14 protein-coding genes and 1 pseudogene are annotated in these 14,050 nt (G+C 73.1%); 6 read left to right on the forward strand and 9 right to left on the reverse strand.

Annotated features, from left to right (window positions below; genetic code table 11):
* The first annotated feature begins 25 nt into the window (after nt 1-25).
* Both QHG49_RS06285 and QHG49_RS06290 read left to right on the forward strand, forming a co-directional pair.
* Nucleotides 26-829: a phosphatase PAP2 family protein gene (locus tag QHG49_RS06285; RefSeq protein WP_301487690.1), complete on the forward strand. Its 804-nt coding sequence runs from the start codon at nt 26-28 to the stop codon at nt 827-829.
* On the forward strand, nt 826-1,806 hold the full coding sequence (locus QHG49_RS06290) for a hypothetical protein (RefSeq protein ID WP_145489944.1): 981 nt from the start codon (nt 826-828) through the stop codon (nt 1,804-1,806). Before QHG49_RS06285 ends, QHG49_RS06290 begins: the two co-directional genes overlap by 4 nt.
* Before the next feature lie 123 nt (nt 1,807-1,929).
* On the opposite strand, the gene QHG49_RS06295 is transcribed toward QHG49_RS06290, so the two are convergent.
* The 3 genes from QHG49_RS06295 to QHG49_RS06305 form a co-directional block, all read right to left on the reverse strand.
* A complete protein-coding gene (locus QHG49_RS06295; RefSeq protein WP_159706487.1) occupies nt 1,930-2,769 on the reverse strand; it encodes a phospholipid scramblase-related protein in 840 nt (279 codons plus the stop codon).
* 66 nt (nt 2,770-2,835) lie between these two features.
* Nucleotides 2,836-4,884, reverse strand: coding sequence for a phosphocholine-specific phospholipase C (locus QHG49_RS06300; protein ID WP_301487692.1), 2,049 nt, complete (start codon nt 4,882-4,884; stop codon nt 2,836-2,838).
* Nucleotides 4,885-5,003: 119 nt separating this feature from the next.
* A complete protein-coding gene (locus tag QHG49_RS06305) occupies nt 5,004-5,675 on the reverse strand; it encodes a hypothetical protein (RefSeq protein ID WP_145489933.1) in 672 nt (223 codons plus the stop codon).
* A gap of 261 nt (nt 5,676-5,936) precedes the next feature.
* Between QHG49_RS06305 and QHG49_RS06310 the strand changes: the two genes are divergently transcribed.
* Both QHG49_RS06310 and QHG49_RS06315 read left to right on the forward strand, forming a co-directional pair.
* The gene (locus QHG49_RS06310) at nt 5,937-6,593 is read left to right on the forward strand and encodes a helix-turn-helix transcriptional regulator (protein ID WP_145489929.1); all 657 of its coding nucleotides are present in this window, start codon (nt 5,937-5,939) and stop codon (nt 6,591-6,593) included.
* Nucleotides 6,594-6,712: 119 nt separating this feature from the next.
* The gene (locus QHG49_RS06315; RefSeq protein ID WP_159706480.1) at nt 6,713-6,943 is read left to right on the forward strand and encodes a hypothetical protein; all 231 of its coding nucleotides are present in this window, start codon (nt 6,713-6,715) and stop codon (nt 6,941-6,943) included.
* An 88-nt stretch (nt 6,944-7,031) separates the two neighbouring features.
* Here the strand turns inward: QHG49_RS06315 and QHG49_RS06320 are convergent, their stop codons facing one another.
* From QHG49_RS06320 to QHG49_RS06330, 3 genes are all read right to left on the reverse strand, one after another.
* Nucleotides 7,032-7,715: a 4'-phosphopantetheinyl transferase gene (locus QHG49_RS06320; RefSeq protein ID WP_201300708.1), complete on the reverse strand. Its 684-nt coding sequence runs from the start codon at nt 7,713-7,715 to the stop codon at nt 7,032-7,034.
* Entirely contained in the window at nt 7,663-8,571 is a 909-nt protein-coding gene (locus tag QHG49_RS06325; protein ID WP_145489924.1) for a metallophosphoesterase, read from the reverse strand. The genes QHG49_RS06320 and QHG49_RS06325 overlap by 53 nt, the downstream gene beginning before the upstream one ends.
* A gap of 83 nt (nt 8,572-8,654) precedes the next feature.
* On the reverse strand, nt 8,655-9,992 hold the full coding sequence (locus QHG49_RS06330; protein ID WP_159706476.1) for a 6-phospho-beta-glucosidase: 1,338 nt from the start codon (nt 9,990-9,992) through the stop codon (nt 8,655-8,657).
* Between the two features lie 223 nt (nt 9,993-10,215).
* Here QHG49_RS06330 and QHG49_RS06335 point away from each other — a divergent pair, with 223 nt between their 5' ends.
* Nucleotides 10,216-11,058 (forward strand): hypothetical protein, encoded by an 843-nt coding sequence (locus QHG49_RS06335; RefSeq protein WP_159706474.1) that lies wholly within the window; start codon nt 10,216-10,218, stop codon nt 11,056-11,058.
* Nucleotides 11,059-11,231: 173 nt separating this feature from the next.
* Nucleotides 11,232-11,627: a hypothetical protein gene (locus tag QHG49_RS06340; RefSeq protein WP_301487698.1), complete on the forward strand. Its 396-nt coding sequence runs from the start codon at nt 11,232-11,234 to the stop codon at nt 11,625-11,627.
* Here QHG49_RS06340 and QHG49_RS06345 read toward each other — a convergent pair.
* The 3 genes and pseudogenes from QHG49_RS06345 to QHG49_RS06355 form a co-directional block, all read right to left on the reverse strand.
* Nucleotides 11,618-11,965 carry a MerR family transcriptional regulator gene (locus QHG49_RS06345; RefSeq protein WP_301487701.1) on the reverse strand — a complete coding sequence of 116 codons (348 nt, stop codon included), beginning with the start codon at nt 11,963-11,965 and terminating at the stop codon, nt 11,618-11,620. The two genes, QHG49_RS06340 and QHG49_RS06345, sit on opposite strands and share 10 nt — an antisense overlap.
* A gap of 53 nt (nt 11,966-12,018) precedes the next feature.
* Nucleotides 12,019-12,960 (reverse strand): annotated as a pseudogene (locus QHG49_RS06350) (aldo/keto reductase).
* Nucleotides 12,961-13,010: 50 nt separating this feature from the next.
* Nucleotides 13,011-13,937: an AraC family transcriptional regulator gene (locus tag QHG49_RS06355; protein WP_159706472.1), complete on the reverse strand. Its 927-nt coding sequence runs from the start codon at nt 13,935-13,937 to the stop codon at nt 13,011-13,013.
* Nucleotides 13,938-14,050: the final 113 nt, after the last annotated feature.

The following is a 14,050-nucleotide window of genomic DNA, read 5'->3' on the forward strand; positions in this document are numbered from 1 at the left end:
CGATCGTCAGCGAAGGGGCCGGGGGATGACTGCGCTCACCGAGCCTGCCGAGGCAGAAACGGACCCGGACGCCGCCGCGCGTCCGGGACTCATACGCGAGTTCCTGCTCGTCACGGGGCTCTTCCTCGTCTACAAGCTCGGCCGGCAGCTGGCCACCGGCCACACCCTGCGCGCCTTCCACAACGCCCGTCACGTGTGGAACCTCGAACGGTCGCTGCACCTGCCGCGCGAGACCGCCGTCCAGTCGGCACTGCTGCACAGCGGCACCCTCGTCCACGTGGCCAACACCTACTACGCCACGGTGCACTTCCCGGCCACGGTCGCCTTCCTGGTCTGGCTCTACCTGCGGCGCCCCGCGCACTACGTCTGGGCCCGCCGGGTCCTCGCCGTGGTCACCGCGGCGGCCCTGGTGCTGCCCTTCACCTTCCCGCTGGCCCCGCCGCGGATGCTGGCCGGGACCGGCCTGGTGGACACCGCCCGGATCTACGGCCCCTCCGTGTACGGCCCGCCGGCCCACGACCATCTCTCCAACCAGTTCGCCGCGATGCCCTCGCTGCACTTCGGCTGGGCGCTGATGGTGGCGATCGGCCTGATCACGGCCACCCGCTCGCGCTGGCGCCGGCTGTGGCTGCTGCACCCGCTGTTCACCCTGCTGGTGATCGTGGGCACCGCCAACCACTACTGGCTCGACGCGCTCGCCGCGACCGCCATGCTCGGCGTCGCCCTCGCCCTGCTCCGTCCCCCGCACCGCACCCCCGCCCCGACGGCGGGCCGCGGCACCGGCCGGATCGTCCCGCGCCAGCGGGTCCTGGCGGGAGCGGGCCGGTGAACGCCGCCGAGCTGGTCGCCGTCGCGCTGTCCCTGGTCTCGGCCGTGGCCTACGCGCTCGCCGCCGTCGCCCAGGAGCGCCTGGCCGCCCGCAACGCCGGAGCCGGGCTGCTGCGGCTGCTCGGCACGGGTGCCTGGTGGTCGGCGGTCGGCCTGAACGCGGGGGCGGCGCTGCTGCATGTCGCGGCCCTCAAGTACGGCCCGCTGACCGTCGTACAGCCGCTCGGCGCGCTGACCCTGGTGGCGGCCGTGCCGCTGGGCGCGCGGGCGGCCGGGCGGCGGGTCAGCGCGGTGGAGTGGCGCGGTACGGCGCTCACCCTGCTCGGTCTCGGCGCGGTGCTGGTGACCGCGTCGGGCCCCGCGCCCTCCCGGGTGCTCAGCCTGCCGGCGGCGGTCGCGGTGGCCGGTACGACGGCCGCGCTGATCGGCGCCCTGTCCTGGCCCGGTGCCCGGCCGGGGCTGCGGCACGCGACCGCGTCCGGGTTCGCCTCGGGTGTCGCCTCCGCGCTGACCCAGACGGTGACCGTGGCCGCCACCGACCGCTCGGGCCCGGTGCTGAGCACCGAGGTGATCGTGGTCGCGGTGCTGGTCGCGGCGTTCGCCGTCGGCGGGCTGCTGCTGTCGCAGACCGCCTATCGCGGCGGCCTCGGCGCCCCGCTGGCGGTCGTCACCCTGGCCAACCCGGTGGCGGCCGCGCTGATCGGGCTCACCCTGCTCGGGCAGGGCCTCACCGGCGGCGCGGGCGGGGTGCTGCTGGCGCTCGCCGGGGCGGCGCTCGCCGCCCGGGGCGTGGTGCTGCTCACCCGGGTCACCAAGGGGACGAAGGAGACGGCGGACGGCGCGGAGCCGCACGACCATCCGGTGGCCGCGGTGCTCGCCCTGGGGCCGGGCACGGCGGCGGCCGAACCCGCTCTGCGGCCCCGGCTGCCGGAGCAGCCCGAGCGGCCCGAACGGCCGGGGCATCTCACGGCGCGCTGACCGTGGTCCCCGCAGACGTCGGCGGCCGGTGCGCGCGTTCCCGCGTGCCCCGACCGCCGTTGCCGTGCTCGGTGTGCTGCCGTGCTGTCCGCTCTGTGGTGCGTGCCCCCGTACGGGAGGCGGTCAGTTCCAGCCCCGCGAGTCCTGCTTGAGCGCGGTGTCGACGGTCAGGGCCGTCGCGACCACCAGGCTCAGCAGCGGCTCGGGCAGCTGGTAGTGGATCTGGAGGACGTAGTTGTCCGCCGAGGTGAACAGCGTCTTGGCGAGGCCTTCCCAGGTCTTGGTGATCCGGGCCACCTCGCTGTCCGTGTGGTCGACGATCGCGAAGTTCCACGCCCGCCAGTTCTCCGCCTTGATCGCGCCGACCTGCTGGCCGTTCACGTTCATCGCGAAGTTGATCTTGCCGATCATGTTCTGCTGGACGATCTCGCCGACCGGCGAGCCGTCCGGCCGGGACACGATCACCCGGGACTTGAAGATCTTCGCGGGCCGGGTCAGCAGCAGCTGCGGCTGGCCGTAGGCGTCGCGGATCTCCAGCTTGTGGGTGAGGAACTGGTCCCAGCTGGAGACGAAGCGCAGGATCTTGCGCAGCGCGCCCTGCCCGACCTCGGTGACCGAGCCGAGCTCGCGGCCGTGCTGATCCATGACCTTGTACTCGTTGGTCAGCTCGATCAGCTTGGCCTTCTGGTTCACCACCAGCACGGGCTCGGTGAACAGCGTGCCGCCGCCGGGGCCGCCGGCCACGACGCCCGCCTGCTGCTGCACCTGGCGCTGCACCCGGGCGTCGGGGGCCTGCTGCTGCGGGAACTGCTGCTGCGGCGCGGCCTGCTGGGCCCCCGCGGGCTGCTGGGCCTGGTTGTTCGTGTGCTCGGTCCACTGGCTGCCGTCCCAGTAACGGAGCGTCTGCGGCGCGCCGTGCGGGTCCGGGTACCAGCCTGCCGGAGTGTTTGATTGCGTGGTCACCGGGGCACACTACCCTGCTCTGACCAGTACCTGACCAGCCCGGCGGAAGCGGTGTTCATCGCCCGCTCACTCCGTCGCGAGCGCCGGGTCGCTCACACCGGGCCGCCCGTTCTCCACGTGCCCGGCGAAGCCGCGCAGGAAGGCCGGGTCGTCCGCCGAGGTCACGGTCAGGTCGTACCAGAGGCGGCTGCCCGTCAGGTCCACGGTGTGCCGGACGCTCGCGCCGGGGCGTACGGACACGGTGACCGGGGCGCCGCCGTAGCCGCTGGCTATCTTCAGCCGGGCCGTGCCGGATCCCTTGTTGGTGAGGGTGAGTTCGACGTGGTCGCCGGTGTGCCGGGCCCTCGCCTCGGGGCCCGCCGCCTTGTTGCGGCCCTTGAAGACGCGCAGGAAGCCGTTGGGTCCGTGCACGGCGAGGTCGTAGGAGCCGCCCGAGTACACCGAGTTCCAGGTGTCGGACAGGGACTTGCCCGCCTCGGTGGTGTAGGTCCAGGGGCCGTCGGTGCGGTTGCCCGAGGTGACGAGGAAGACCGCGCCCGCCGTCGCGCCGGAGGCGAAGCTGAGGGTGAACGTGCCGGCCGAGGTGTCCGCCGAACCGTCCACGAGCGGCGCGTACTTCAGCGGGCGGGTGGGCCGGCTGCCGCGCTCCTGCCGGGGCAGCGAGGGGTTCGCCGGCGGCTTGGGCACGTAGTCGGGGTGCCGGTCGTGGTCCGGCGGCTCGTAGCCGGCCGTCGAGGGCAGCGAGACGGGCCTGGTGTCCTTGCGGGAGAAGTCGAAGGCGCTGGTGAGGTCGCCGCACACGGCCCGCCGCCAGGGCGAGATGTTCGGCTCGCGCACCCCGAAGCGCTGCTCGATGAAGCGGATGATCGAGGTGTGGTCGAAGGTCTCGGAGCAGACGTAGCCGCCCTTGCTCCAGGGCGAGACGACCAGCATCGGCACCCGCTGGCCGAGACCGTACGGTCCCGCCGTGTATCCGGCGCCGCCCGGGTACAGGTCGGCCGAGGCGTCGACCGTGGACTTGCCCTGGGCCCCGGAGGCGGCCGGGAAGGGCGGCACGACGTGGTCGAAGAAGCCGTCGTTCTCGTCGTACGTCAGGAACAGGGCCGTCTTCGCCCACACCTCGGGGTTGGAGGTGAGCGCGTCCAGGACCTGGGAGACGTACCAGGCGCCGTAGTTGGCGGGCCAGTTGGGGTGCTCGGTGAACGCCTCGGGGGCGGCGATCCAGGAGACCTGCGGCAGCGTCCCGGCCTTGACGTCGGCCTTCAGCCGGTCGAAGAAGCCCTCGCCCGCCTTCGCGTTCGTGCCGGTGCGGGCCTTGTCGTACAGCGGGTCGCCGGGCTTCGCGTCGCGGTACCGGTTGAAGTAGAGCAGCGAGTTGTCGCCGTAGTTGCCCCGGTAGGCGTCGCCGATCCAGCCCCAGCCGCCGTTCGCGTCCAGGCCGTCGCCGATGTCCTGGTAGATCTTCCAGGAGACGCCCGCCTGCTCCAGGCGCTCGGGGTACGTCGTCCAGCCGTATCCCTTCTCGTCGTTGCCGAGGACCGGGCCGCCGCCCTTGCCGTCGTTGCCGACGTAACCCGACCACATGTAGTAGCGGTTGGGGTCGGTGGAGCCGATGAACGAGCAGTGGTAGGCGTCGCAGATGGTGAAGGCGTCCGCGAGGGCGTAGTGGAAGGGGATGTCCCGGCGGGTGAGGTACGCCATCGTGGTGGCGGACTTGGCGGGTACCCACTTGTCGTACTTGCCGCCGTTGAACGCGGTGTGCCCGTCGTTCCAGCCGTGCGGCAGGTCCTGGATGAAGGCGAGGCCGAGGTCGTCGGCGTCCGGGTGGAAGGGCAGGATGTCCCGGGTGCCGTCCGACTGCTGCCAGACGGAGCGGCCGTTCTGGCTGACCGCGCGCGGGTCACCGAAGCCCCGGACGCCCCTGAGCGAGCCGAAGTAGTGGTCGAAAGAACGGTTCTCCTGCATCAGGACGACGATGTGCTCGACGTCCTCGACCGATCCGGTGCGATGGTTCGCGGGCAGTGCGGCGGCGCGCTGGATGCTGCTCGACAGCGCCGTGAACGCCGTCGTGGCGCCCGCGATCTGGAGGAAGCGCCGGCGGTTGACTTCGGTCATGGGGGGTGGGTCCTCTCGTCCTGACGTCCGTGCTGTGCCGGGCCGAGTGTTCCAAGCGCGGCGAACGTCAGGGAAGGGTGAGGTGACACCGATGTGAAAAGTGCGGCTCGTGGACGGCGTCAGCCCTCCGGCGGCGGGACCACCGTCAGATGCGCCGGCGTGGCACGCTGTCTGCGCGGACGGCGGACCGGCGCGGCGGGCCCCCGGGAGTCGCGCGGGACCAGCGTCAGGCGCCGGCAGCCCAGTTCGCGCAGGGCCTGCGGCGTCTCGTCCACGATCCGGCACTCGGTGGGGCCCCGGCGCGGATCGGGGTGCAGCAGCAGCCGTACGGCACCGTCGAGCCGGGTGCCGCGCTCGCCGACGGCCCGGATCCAGTGCGGCAGGCCCTGCCGGTAGGCGGCGTCCATGAGCGGGTCCTGCATGATGTCCCGGCGGATGGCCTGGAGTTCGGGATCGTGCCCGTAGGCGTCCATGGCGCCCTTGAACTGGGCCAGCATCGGCAGGCACCAGCCCGCCTCGTGGTCGCCGAGGACGAGCCCGGCGTCCGGGTGGAACAGCACGAACCGCAGGAAGTTGTCCCCGGGCATGGCCGTGGGGTGCGGGCGCGCCCCGCCGAAGAGCGTGGCGTAGGCGTCATTGGCCAGCACCACGTCCCAGCGGTGGTCCACCACCAGGGACGGGAAGGGCACGGCGTCCAGCAGCACGCCGTAGTCCTGTAGGTACGACTGGGTCTCGGAGGTCTCGGGGACGGGCCGCGGCGCCGGCCACTGCCCTCCTGCCTGATGTGCCATCGGGAGGTCACCCCTCTTGCCTCTGCGGCCTTCACGCGGCGATGCGATCCTGCTTCCCCACGAGGAGTGATGTCAACTATCGTGGCATTCCACGCCGGTTGACGGCTGAAATTCGCCACAGTTGTGGCGACACCTGGATGTGGGTTCACGGCACGGGCTAATCTCCGGGAAGTTCACGGCGACCGCCGGTCCTGGTACCGGGCATGCGGGATGCACGGACGCACCTGTTGCCCTTGCTCAAGAGACGTAGGAGTTCTGTCGGTGACGGATGGCTACGAGGATCCGGGCGCCGCGGCGACCGCCCAGCTGCCGGCCGTCGTCGCCCGCGTCACCGCGCTCGCCGAGCGCCTCGGGGTGACCCAGGCCGAGGTCTTCGACGTCGCGCGGCTCTCGGTCGCCTGCGGGGTGCCCGAGCCGGTGGTCAAGGCGCTGCTCAGCGGGCGTCCGGCGGGCGAACCCGATGTGCAGGCGCGGTTCCTGCAGCGCCTCGGGCTGCTGCGGCGCACCCGGCTGAAGCCGAACGGCCGCAAGTACACCCAGCAGGAGATCGCCGACGGCGCGGGCATGTCCCGGCAGCAGGCGGGTGCCCTGATCAACGGCGACCGGCGGCCCACCATGGAGCACTGCGACGCGTTGCAGCGCTTCTTCCGGGTGCACGCCGGGTTTCTGACGGCGGAGGACCCGGAGGCGCTCGCGGGCGCGCTCCAGCGCACCGAGCAGGAGCTGCTCCAGAAGCTGGCCGACCGGGAGCGGGCCGCGGCCGGGCCCGCCGAGGATCCGCTGGAGCGGCTGCTCCAGGACCACGGGGTGCGCGGCATCGCCTGGCGGGCCGCGCAGTTGCCGACCGACCAGCACCGGGACAAGGTCGCGGAATGGCTGGACATGCTCCTGGAGAGCGTGAAGCGGCCCGAGGCCTGACGGCGCCGGGACGCGGCGCCGAGGGGCGGTTTCGCCCGATTGTCAGTGGTGGGCGGCAAGCTGGTGTGCGTGCGCCGCAGCGCGCGTGACCGTGACGCCTACCCGGGGAGAGCCGACCGATGCCCACCGCCGTACTGACCGACCATGAGCGCACCGCCGTCCAGGCCTACTTGCGGCTGCTGCACACGGTGCGCGCCGCCTTCGACGGTCCACCGGTCGGGGCGCCGCCCGCCCTGGTGCCGCCGTCCGTGCTCGCCGAGGCGGAGACGGCCCTGGCACGGGCGGGCCTCACGGGCAACGAGGAGGAGTTCTTCCGGATGCTGGGCGAGTGGTGCCCGTCGGCCCGCTGAGCGGGCGCCGGGCCGGTCCGGGGGATGCGGGACCGTCGCAGCGGTGCCTGTCGGGCGCCCGGGCTCGTCGGCCGGGCGCCCGGGCCCGTCAGGCGGGGTGCGGGATGACGACCGCGGTGGTCACCAGGGCGTCCCGGGCGGCCCAGTGGCCGTCGAAGACCTGGAGGCGGCGGCCGCCGACGAGGGGGCCGGGGACCAGGAGTTCGGCGTGCAGGGTGCCGTGCGGGGCGCCGTCGGGGGACGGGCACAGGGTGATGTCGGCCTCGGAGAAGTCCAGCCACTTGCGGGTGAGCGGGAACCACGCCTTGTACACCGACTCCTTGGCGCTGAACAGGATCCGGTCCCAGTGCACGGCGGGCCGCTGCCCGGCGAGCCGCTCCAGGCGCGCCGTCTCGGCGGGCAGGAAGACGGAGGCGCCGACGCCGTCGGGCAGCGGGCCGTGCGGTTCGGCGTCGATGCCCAGCGAGGCGAGGTCGGCGGCGCGGACCAGCGCGGCGGCGCAGTAGCCGTCGCAGTGGGTCATGCTGCCGACGATGCCCGCCGGCCACTGCGGGGCGCCCCGCTCACCGCTGACCACGGGACCGGGCGGGATGCCGAGCTTCTCCATGGCGCGCCGGGCGCAGCCGCGCACGGCGGCGAACTCGCGGCGCCGCTTGGTCACCGCGCGGGCGACGAGCGCCTCCTCCTCCGGGTGCAGGGGGGTGTCCCACAGCGGGTCGTCACGCTGGGCCTCCACGGCCACGACCGACTCCGGGAGCAGTTCCTCGATCACCGGCTTCCACCTCCTCCATCGGCAGGATGCGGCGCGCCGTGCCCGGCGCCTGCGAACGCTTGCGCCACTCGCGGGGGTAGCCCACCGAGACCTCGGTGAAGCGGACCCCGTCGTGCCAGGTGGTGCGGGGGATGTGCAGATGGCCGTAGACCATGGTGGCGACGCGGAACCGGCGGTGCCAGTCGGCGGTCAGCCCGGTGCCGCACCACATGGCGAACTCGGGGTGCCACAGCACCTCGGTGGGGTGCCGGTGCAGCGGGTAGTGGTTGGCCAGCACGGTCGGCAGGTCCGCGGGCAGCGCCGCGAGCCGCTCCTCGGTCCACGCCACCCGGTCGCGGCACCATGCCTCGCGGCTCGGGTACGGGTCGGGGTGCAGCAGGTACTCGTCGTTGCAGACGATGCCGGTGCTCTCGGCGTAGGCGAGGCCCTCGGCCTTGGTGGTGCAGCCGGCGGGCAGGAAGCTGTAGTCGTAGCCGAGGAACAGCGGGGCGACGGCGACCGGTCCGCCGGGCCCCTGCCACACCGGGTAGGGGTCCTCGGGGGTGAGGACGCCGAGTTCGCGGCAGACCTCGACCAGGTGCTCGTAGCGGGCGACACCGCGCAGCTGCACGGGGTCCTTCGGATGGGTCCACAGGTCGTGGTTGCCGGGTGTCCACAGGACCTTGCGGAAGCGGGCCGCGAGGGTGGCGAGGGTCCAGCGGATGTCCTCCACCGTCTCCGCGATGTCGCCCGCGACGATCAGCCAGTCCTCGTCGCCCGTCGGGTACAGCTGCTCCACGAGCGCCCGGTTCTCCGGGTAGGAGATGTGCAGATCGCTGATGGCCAGCAACTGGCCGGGACCGGCCGTCGGCTCCACCCCGTTTCCCCCTTCTGATCAGCGGATCGTCTGGTCCACAAGAACATAATTGCGTGCGGCGTTCAAGTGCCTGCCCGGCCGGTCTACTTGAGGTAGGCCAGACCCGGATGGACCGCGAGGTAGCCGTCCGTCAGCCGGCGCGCCACGTTCACCGAGTCGACCAGGGGGTGCAGGGCGAACGCCTTGAGCGCGCCGGCCCGGGAGCCGGACTCGGCGGCGGCGAGGACCTCGCGTTCCACCGCCTTGACCGAGGAGACCAGGCCCGTGGCGTGGTCGGGCAGCGGGGCGGTGGCCAGGGGGTGGGCGCCGTTGGCGTCCACCAGGCAGGGGACCTCGATCACCGCGTCGGCGTCCAGGTTCGGCAGGGTGCCCTGGTTGCGGACGTTGAGGATGAGGGTCGTACGGGCGTCGCGGGCGATGGCGCGCATCAGGGCGAGGGCCACCTTCTCGTAGCCGCCGGACAGGTCCTCCTCCTCGCGTTCCCCGGCGCCCGCGGTCTGCCGGTTCTCCGCCATGTACGTCGCCTCGCGCTCGGCGCGGGTGCGGTCCCAGGCGCCGAGCGCGGAGACGTCCGGGTGCCCGGCCTCGGCGTAGAAGCGGGCCTGCTGGTCGCGCAGGAAGGCGCCGCGGGTCGCCTCGGCCTCCTGGTAGGCGCGGACGGTCTCGCGGTTGAAGTAGTAGTAGTGCAGGTACTCGTTGGGGATCGCGCCGAGCGAGCCGAGCCAGTCGGGGCCGAAGAGCCGGCCCTCCTCGAAGGAGCCGAGCAGCGCGGGATCGGCGAGCAGCCTGGGGAGTTCGTCGCGTCCGGCGACGCGCAGACCGCGCACCCAGCCGAGGTGGTTGAGGCCGACGTAGTCCACGAAGGCGTCCTCCGGGTCGGCGCCGAGGACGCGGGCGACGCGCCGTCCGAGACCGACCGGGGAGTCGCAGATGCCGATGACGCGGTCGCCGAGGTGCCGGGACATCGCCTCGGTGACCAGGCCGGCCGGGTTGGTGAAGTTGATCACCCAGGCGTCGGGGGCGAGCCGGGCCACCCGGCGGGCGATGTCGGTGGCGACGGGCACGGTGCGCAGCCCGTAGGCGATGCCGCCCGCGCCGACCGTCTCCTGCCCGAGCACCCCCTCGGCCAGCGCGACCCGCTCGTCGTCCGCGCGGCCCTGAAGGCCCCCGACGCGGATCGCGGAGAAGACGAAGTCGGCGCCGCGCAGGGCCTCGTCGAGGTCCGCGGTGGTGGTCACCCGGGGCGCGTCGGGGCTCTGGGCGGCCTGCTCGGCGAGGACCCGGGAGACCGCGTGCAGCCGTCCGGCGTCCAGGTCGTGCAGGACCACCTCGGTGACCCGGCCCTCGGCGCGGTCGGCCAGCAGCGCGCCGTACACGAGCGGCACGCGGAAGCCGCCACCGCCCAGAATCGTCAGCCTCACGTACCCACGCACCTTTCCCGAGTCCCGAGAACCCTGCCACGGCCCATCATCCCCGTGCGCCGCCTCCCGGCGCACGTCCCGGCCTCCCCCGCTCCCCCGTCCTGTCCCGGAAATCGCCGGGGCGTCGGCCGGAACCGGCACACCCGACGCATGGCCGTCACCCGCCGGCCGCCGATCCGTGGTTGCATGCGGGTCCCGACTCCACAGCTGTGACAGGAGCCTGATGAAGCGTCAACTCGCCGCGCTCACCGCACTGGTGGGCGCCCTCGTGTGCGCCGCCCCGAGCGCGTCCGCGTCCGAGCCGGCCCGGTGGACGGCGGCCGGGACGTCGTACACCGACACCCTGGGCGGCGGCCAGGGCCTCGCCACCCGGGCCGACGGCTCGGTGCTGCACCGCGGACTGCTGGACATCCCGCTGGATCTGCGGATCAAGGGCTGGAACCATGTGGGCGACCCGGACATCGCGCGCGGCTATGTCTTCGACGCCTACCAGGGCGCGGACACGGCGACGTCGAAGATGTACGCGGTGACCACGCCGGACGGCAAGCGGTACGACTATGTGCACCCGCTGGATCCGGGCGAGAAGGTGAACAACTCCTTCGCCGCCGTCTCGCCCGACGGACAGTGGCTGGTTTCCGGCGAGTGGGAGGACCAGGACCGGCTCCAGGTGTTCCCCGCGCCGCTGCTCAACCCGGCCACCCCGCGCACCGGCGGGACGCTGGCCCAGGCCGGGCAGATCAGCCTGGACAAGCCGGTGCGCGACATCCAGGGCTGCGACTTCGTGACCGCGACCCGGCTGGTGTGCGCCTCCGACGACGGCTCGGGCGAACTCTTCCCGCAGAGCAAGCCGCTCCTCCAGGTCGATCTGCCGCACCCGCTGGACGGCGGGCCGGTCACCGGCCGGGTGAGCAGCCTCCTCGGGCTGCCCCAGCAGAGCCTGTGCAAGGGCACGTTCGAGGCCGAGGGCGTCGACTACGACCCCGGCACCGGCACCCTGCGCACCGAGGTGATCGCACCGGGCGTGTGCGCGGTGGCGACGACGGTGTACGCGTACCACCTGGGGTAGGAGCCCGGCTCGGGGCGGCGGCCGGTAGGTGACACCGCTCGGCCGCGCCCCCCTTCATCTTCATCCGGCATCCGGCATCCGGCTTCGGCTTCGGCTTCGGCTTCGGCTTCGGCTTCGGCTTCGGCTTCGGCTTCCGGCATTGATCCGCGACCGGGCCGGGGTAGCGTTCCGGCATGACGTCAGCGCCGTCCCGGTTCCCGCCGCATCCGATCCGCGGGGTGCGGGTGCTGCACCGGAAGCAGAACTGCGCGCCCCAGTTCGCGCTGATCGTGGTGGACTTCGAGCCCGCGGCCGAGGGTGTCTCCTTCGAGGCGGCCGAGGGGCTGACGGTGGCCTACGAACCCGCCGACGCACTGCCGCGCTTCTTCGCCGCGGCCGCCGCGGGCATCGAGGAGGGGCTGAGCCTGCCTGAGCACGGGGTCGTGGCGGCCACCCGGGTGGTGCTGCGGGAGGCCCGCGCGGACACCTTCGGATCCAGCGGACTGGCCTTCAAGATCGCCGGGTACCTCGCGGCCCGTGAGGCGCTGGAGCGGGCGGCGCGGGCCGGGTCGTCCGGGGCTCAGCCGTAGCAGGCGATCTTCTCGTCGAGGACCGCCATGGCCCGGTGCAGCGCCGCCACCCGCTCCTCCAGGGCGGCGCGGCGCCCGCGCAGGAAGGCGACGCGGTCCGGCGCGGGCTGTTCGGCGCTCAGCAGGGCGACGAAGTCACGCAGGTCCGCGATGCCGAGTCCGGCCTCCCGCAAGCAGGTGACCAGGCCGATCCGGAAGACGTCGTCCTCGGTGTACTCCCGGCGGCCGCCCGGTGAGCGCCGGATCGGGCCGATGCGCCCTTCGCGCTCGTAGTAGCGCAGGGTGTCCAGGGAGACGCCGGTGCGGTCGGCGGTGGCCGCGGGCGAGAGGGTCGTCATGGGACTCCTTCGGTTCTGCCGGGGCGGGCTCCCGCACCCGTCGGGGGCCGCCGCTACCGGGCCTCGGCGAAACGCGCCATGTGCGCGTCGTCGAGCGGCGCTCGGCGCGCGGCGAGCGCCTCCTCGACATGCTCCGTCCGGCTCGCGCCGACGATGGGATCGATCCCCTGCCGCATCAGCCGGGCGAGCACGACCTGGTTCCGGGTGGCCGAGAGCCCGTCGGCGACGGCGTCCGGGACCGCGAGGACCCGCCGGGTGCCGGGGTGGTCATAGGTGGCCGGCAGCGGCTTGTCCGGGCGGGTGTACGAGCCCCACAGCAGCGAGCTGTACGACCACACCGCGAGCCCCTCCGACGCGGCGAGGTCCAGGTCCTCGGCGGTGAGCAGGCGGTGGCCGGCCTCCGCGACGGGGGTGAGCGGGCGCGGTGGAGGAGGGAGTGGCGCAGTTGCAGGGCCGTCCAGGGCGCCACGCCCCGCTCCCGCGCGAGGGACCGGGCGCGTTCGACGCGCCAGGCGGCGTGGTTGGCCGCCCCGATCCGCGGGGCCACTCCCCTTCCGGCCAGTTCGCCGAGGGCGCCGACCGTCTCGGCCAGTGGCACCGCGCGGTCCTCGGCGTGTGCCCAGAGCAGATCGAGGTGGTCGACGCCCAGGCGGCGCAGGCTCCCCTCGACGCCCTCGCGGACGGCGGGGGCTAAGAGCCCTTCCGCGCCCTGCGACCAGGAGCCTGGCACCAGCGGGTTCTGCCGGACCTTCGTCGCGATCCGCACCGTGTCGCGCGCCCCCGGGCGGGCCCGGAGCCAGGCGCCGATGACCCGTTCGGCGGCGCCGCCGACACCCTCGGGCTCGGCCCGGAAGGAGTAGCAGTTCGCGGTGTCGAGCCAGCGGCCGCCGCCGGCGACGAAGGAGTCGAGGACCGCGAAGGCACGGTCGGATTCCGAAGTCCATGGTGCCGAGGACGATCTGGGGTGGGGTGGTGCGCACCCGGCCGGTGTTCATGCGGCCCATGCTCGGATCTGGAGCGCACTCCAGGTCAAGTGCCCCGGCGGTTACCGCAGTTCGGTGCGGAAGGCCACCGGTGTCCGCCCGGTGTGGAGCTGGAAGAACTTGGAGAAGTTCGCCGCGTCCGGGAAGCCGACGGCCGCGCCGACCCGGCCGATGGGCAGCTCGCTGTGGGCGAGGAGGCGTTTGGCCTCCAGGACGACCCGTTTGTCGATGAAGCCCTTCGGGGTCTCGCCGGTGGCGGCGCGGACGGCGCGCACCAGGGTGCGGCGGGAGTAACCGAGGGCGTCGGCGTAGGCGCTGACACTGTGATTGGTGGCGAAGCCCTGCTCGACCGCGTCCCGGAACAGGGTGAAGGTGTTGTCCGACTGCTGCCGTGAACCGGGCGCCGAGCTGGCGGCGAGATGGGCGAGGCGCAGCAGGAACGCGGTCAGGTCGTGCCGCAGGACGGCGGTGTGCAGGCTCGGCGGGAGCGTCGTCGTGTCCTCGTACTCGCGGCGCAGCTGCTCCAGGGCCGCCCGGAGCGCTTCGAGCCGGGGCGCGTCGGGGCGCAGCAGCGGCGGCAGGTCGTAGCGGTACAGGCCGGTGGCCTCCACGGTGGCACGCGGCAGGAAGCCGGGCTGCATGGTCAGCACGGTTCCGCGGTACACGCACTCGCGGGAGAAGCGGTGGACCTGTCCGGGGCGTATCCACAGCAGGTCGCCGGCGGCGGCCTCGTACTCGGTGAAGTCGACCATATGGCGTACGGGGCCCTCGGTGAACAGCAGGACGACATGGAAGTCGATGCGGTGGACGCGGTCCAGCGGGATGTCGGCCCGCCAGCCGCGGTCGGCCCCCATGCGGCCGATCCGCATGCCGACACCGCCGACGGCCAGCTCGGCCGGGAAGGGGAGGGTTCTGATGCCGTCGGCCGTGCCGTCCGCACCACCGTCGGCTCCGGTGGTGGCCCCGCCTTGGGGCGTTGTGTCAGCCATGTCCTTTTCGTGCCGTCCCTGCTCCGCGATCACTGTCCCAGATTCACCACAGGGTGACACATCCCGCCCTTCCGTCGAAAAAGTCAGACTTTTAAGTTTGAACGCGTCCGGCC

The organism is Streptomyces sp. WP-1 (genome assembly GCF_030450125.1).
GTDB classification, from domain to species: domain Bacteria; phylum Actinomycetota; class Actinomycetes; order Streptomycetales; family Streptomycetaceae; genus Streptomyces; species Streptomyces incarnatus.

Coding starts and splice junctions, on each gene's coding strand:
- QHG49_RS06305 (WP_145489933.1), bottom strand. CDS start 5,675: ATGGCACATCAGGCAGGAGGGCAGTGGCCGGCGCCGCGGCCCGTCCCC.
- QHG49_RS06315 (WP_159706480.1), top strand. CDS start 6,713: ATGCCCACCGCCGTACTGACCGACCATGAGCGCACCGCCGTCCAGGCC.
- QHG49_RS06285 (WP_301487690.1), top strand. CDS start 26: ATGACTGCGCTCACCGAGCCTGCCGAGGCAGAAACGGACCCGGACGCC.
- QHG49_RS06335 (WP_159706474.1), top strand. CDS start 10,216: ATGAAGCGTCAACTCGCCGCGCTCACCGCACTGGTGGGCGCCCTCGTG.
- QHG49_RS06345 (WP_301487701.1), bottom strand. CDS start 11,965: ATGACGACCCTCTCGCCCGCGGCCACCGCCGACCGCACCGGCGTCTCC.
- QHG49_RS06300 (WP_301487692.1), bottom strand. CDS start 4,884: ATGACCGAAGTCAACCGCCGGCGCTTCCTCCAGATCGCGGGCGCCACG.
- QHG49_RS06355 (WP_159706472.1), bottom strand. CDS start 13,937: ATGGCTGACACAACGCCCCAAGGCGGGGCCACCACCGGAGCCGACGGT.
- QHG49_RS06340 (WP_301487698.1), top strand. CDS start 11,232: ATGACGTCAGCGCCGTCCCGGTTCCCGCCGCATCCGATCCGCGGGGTG.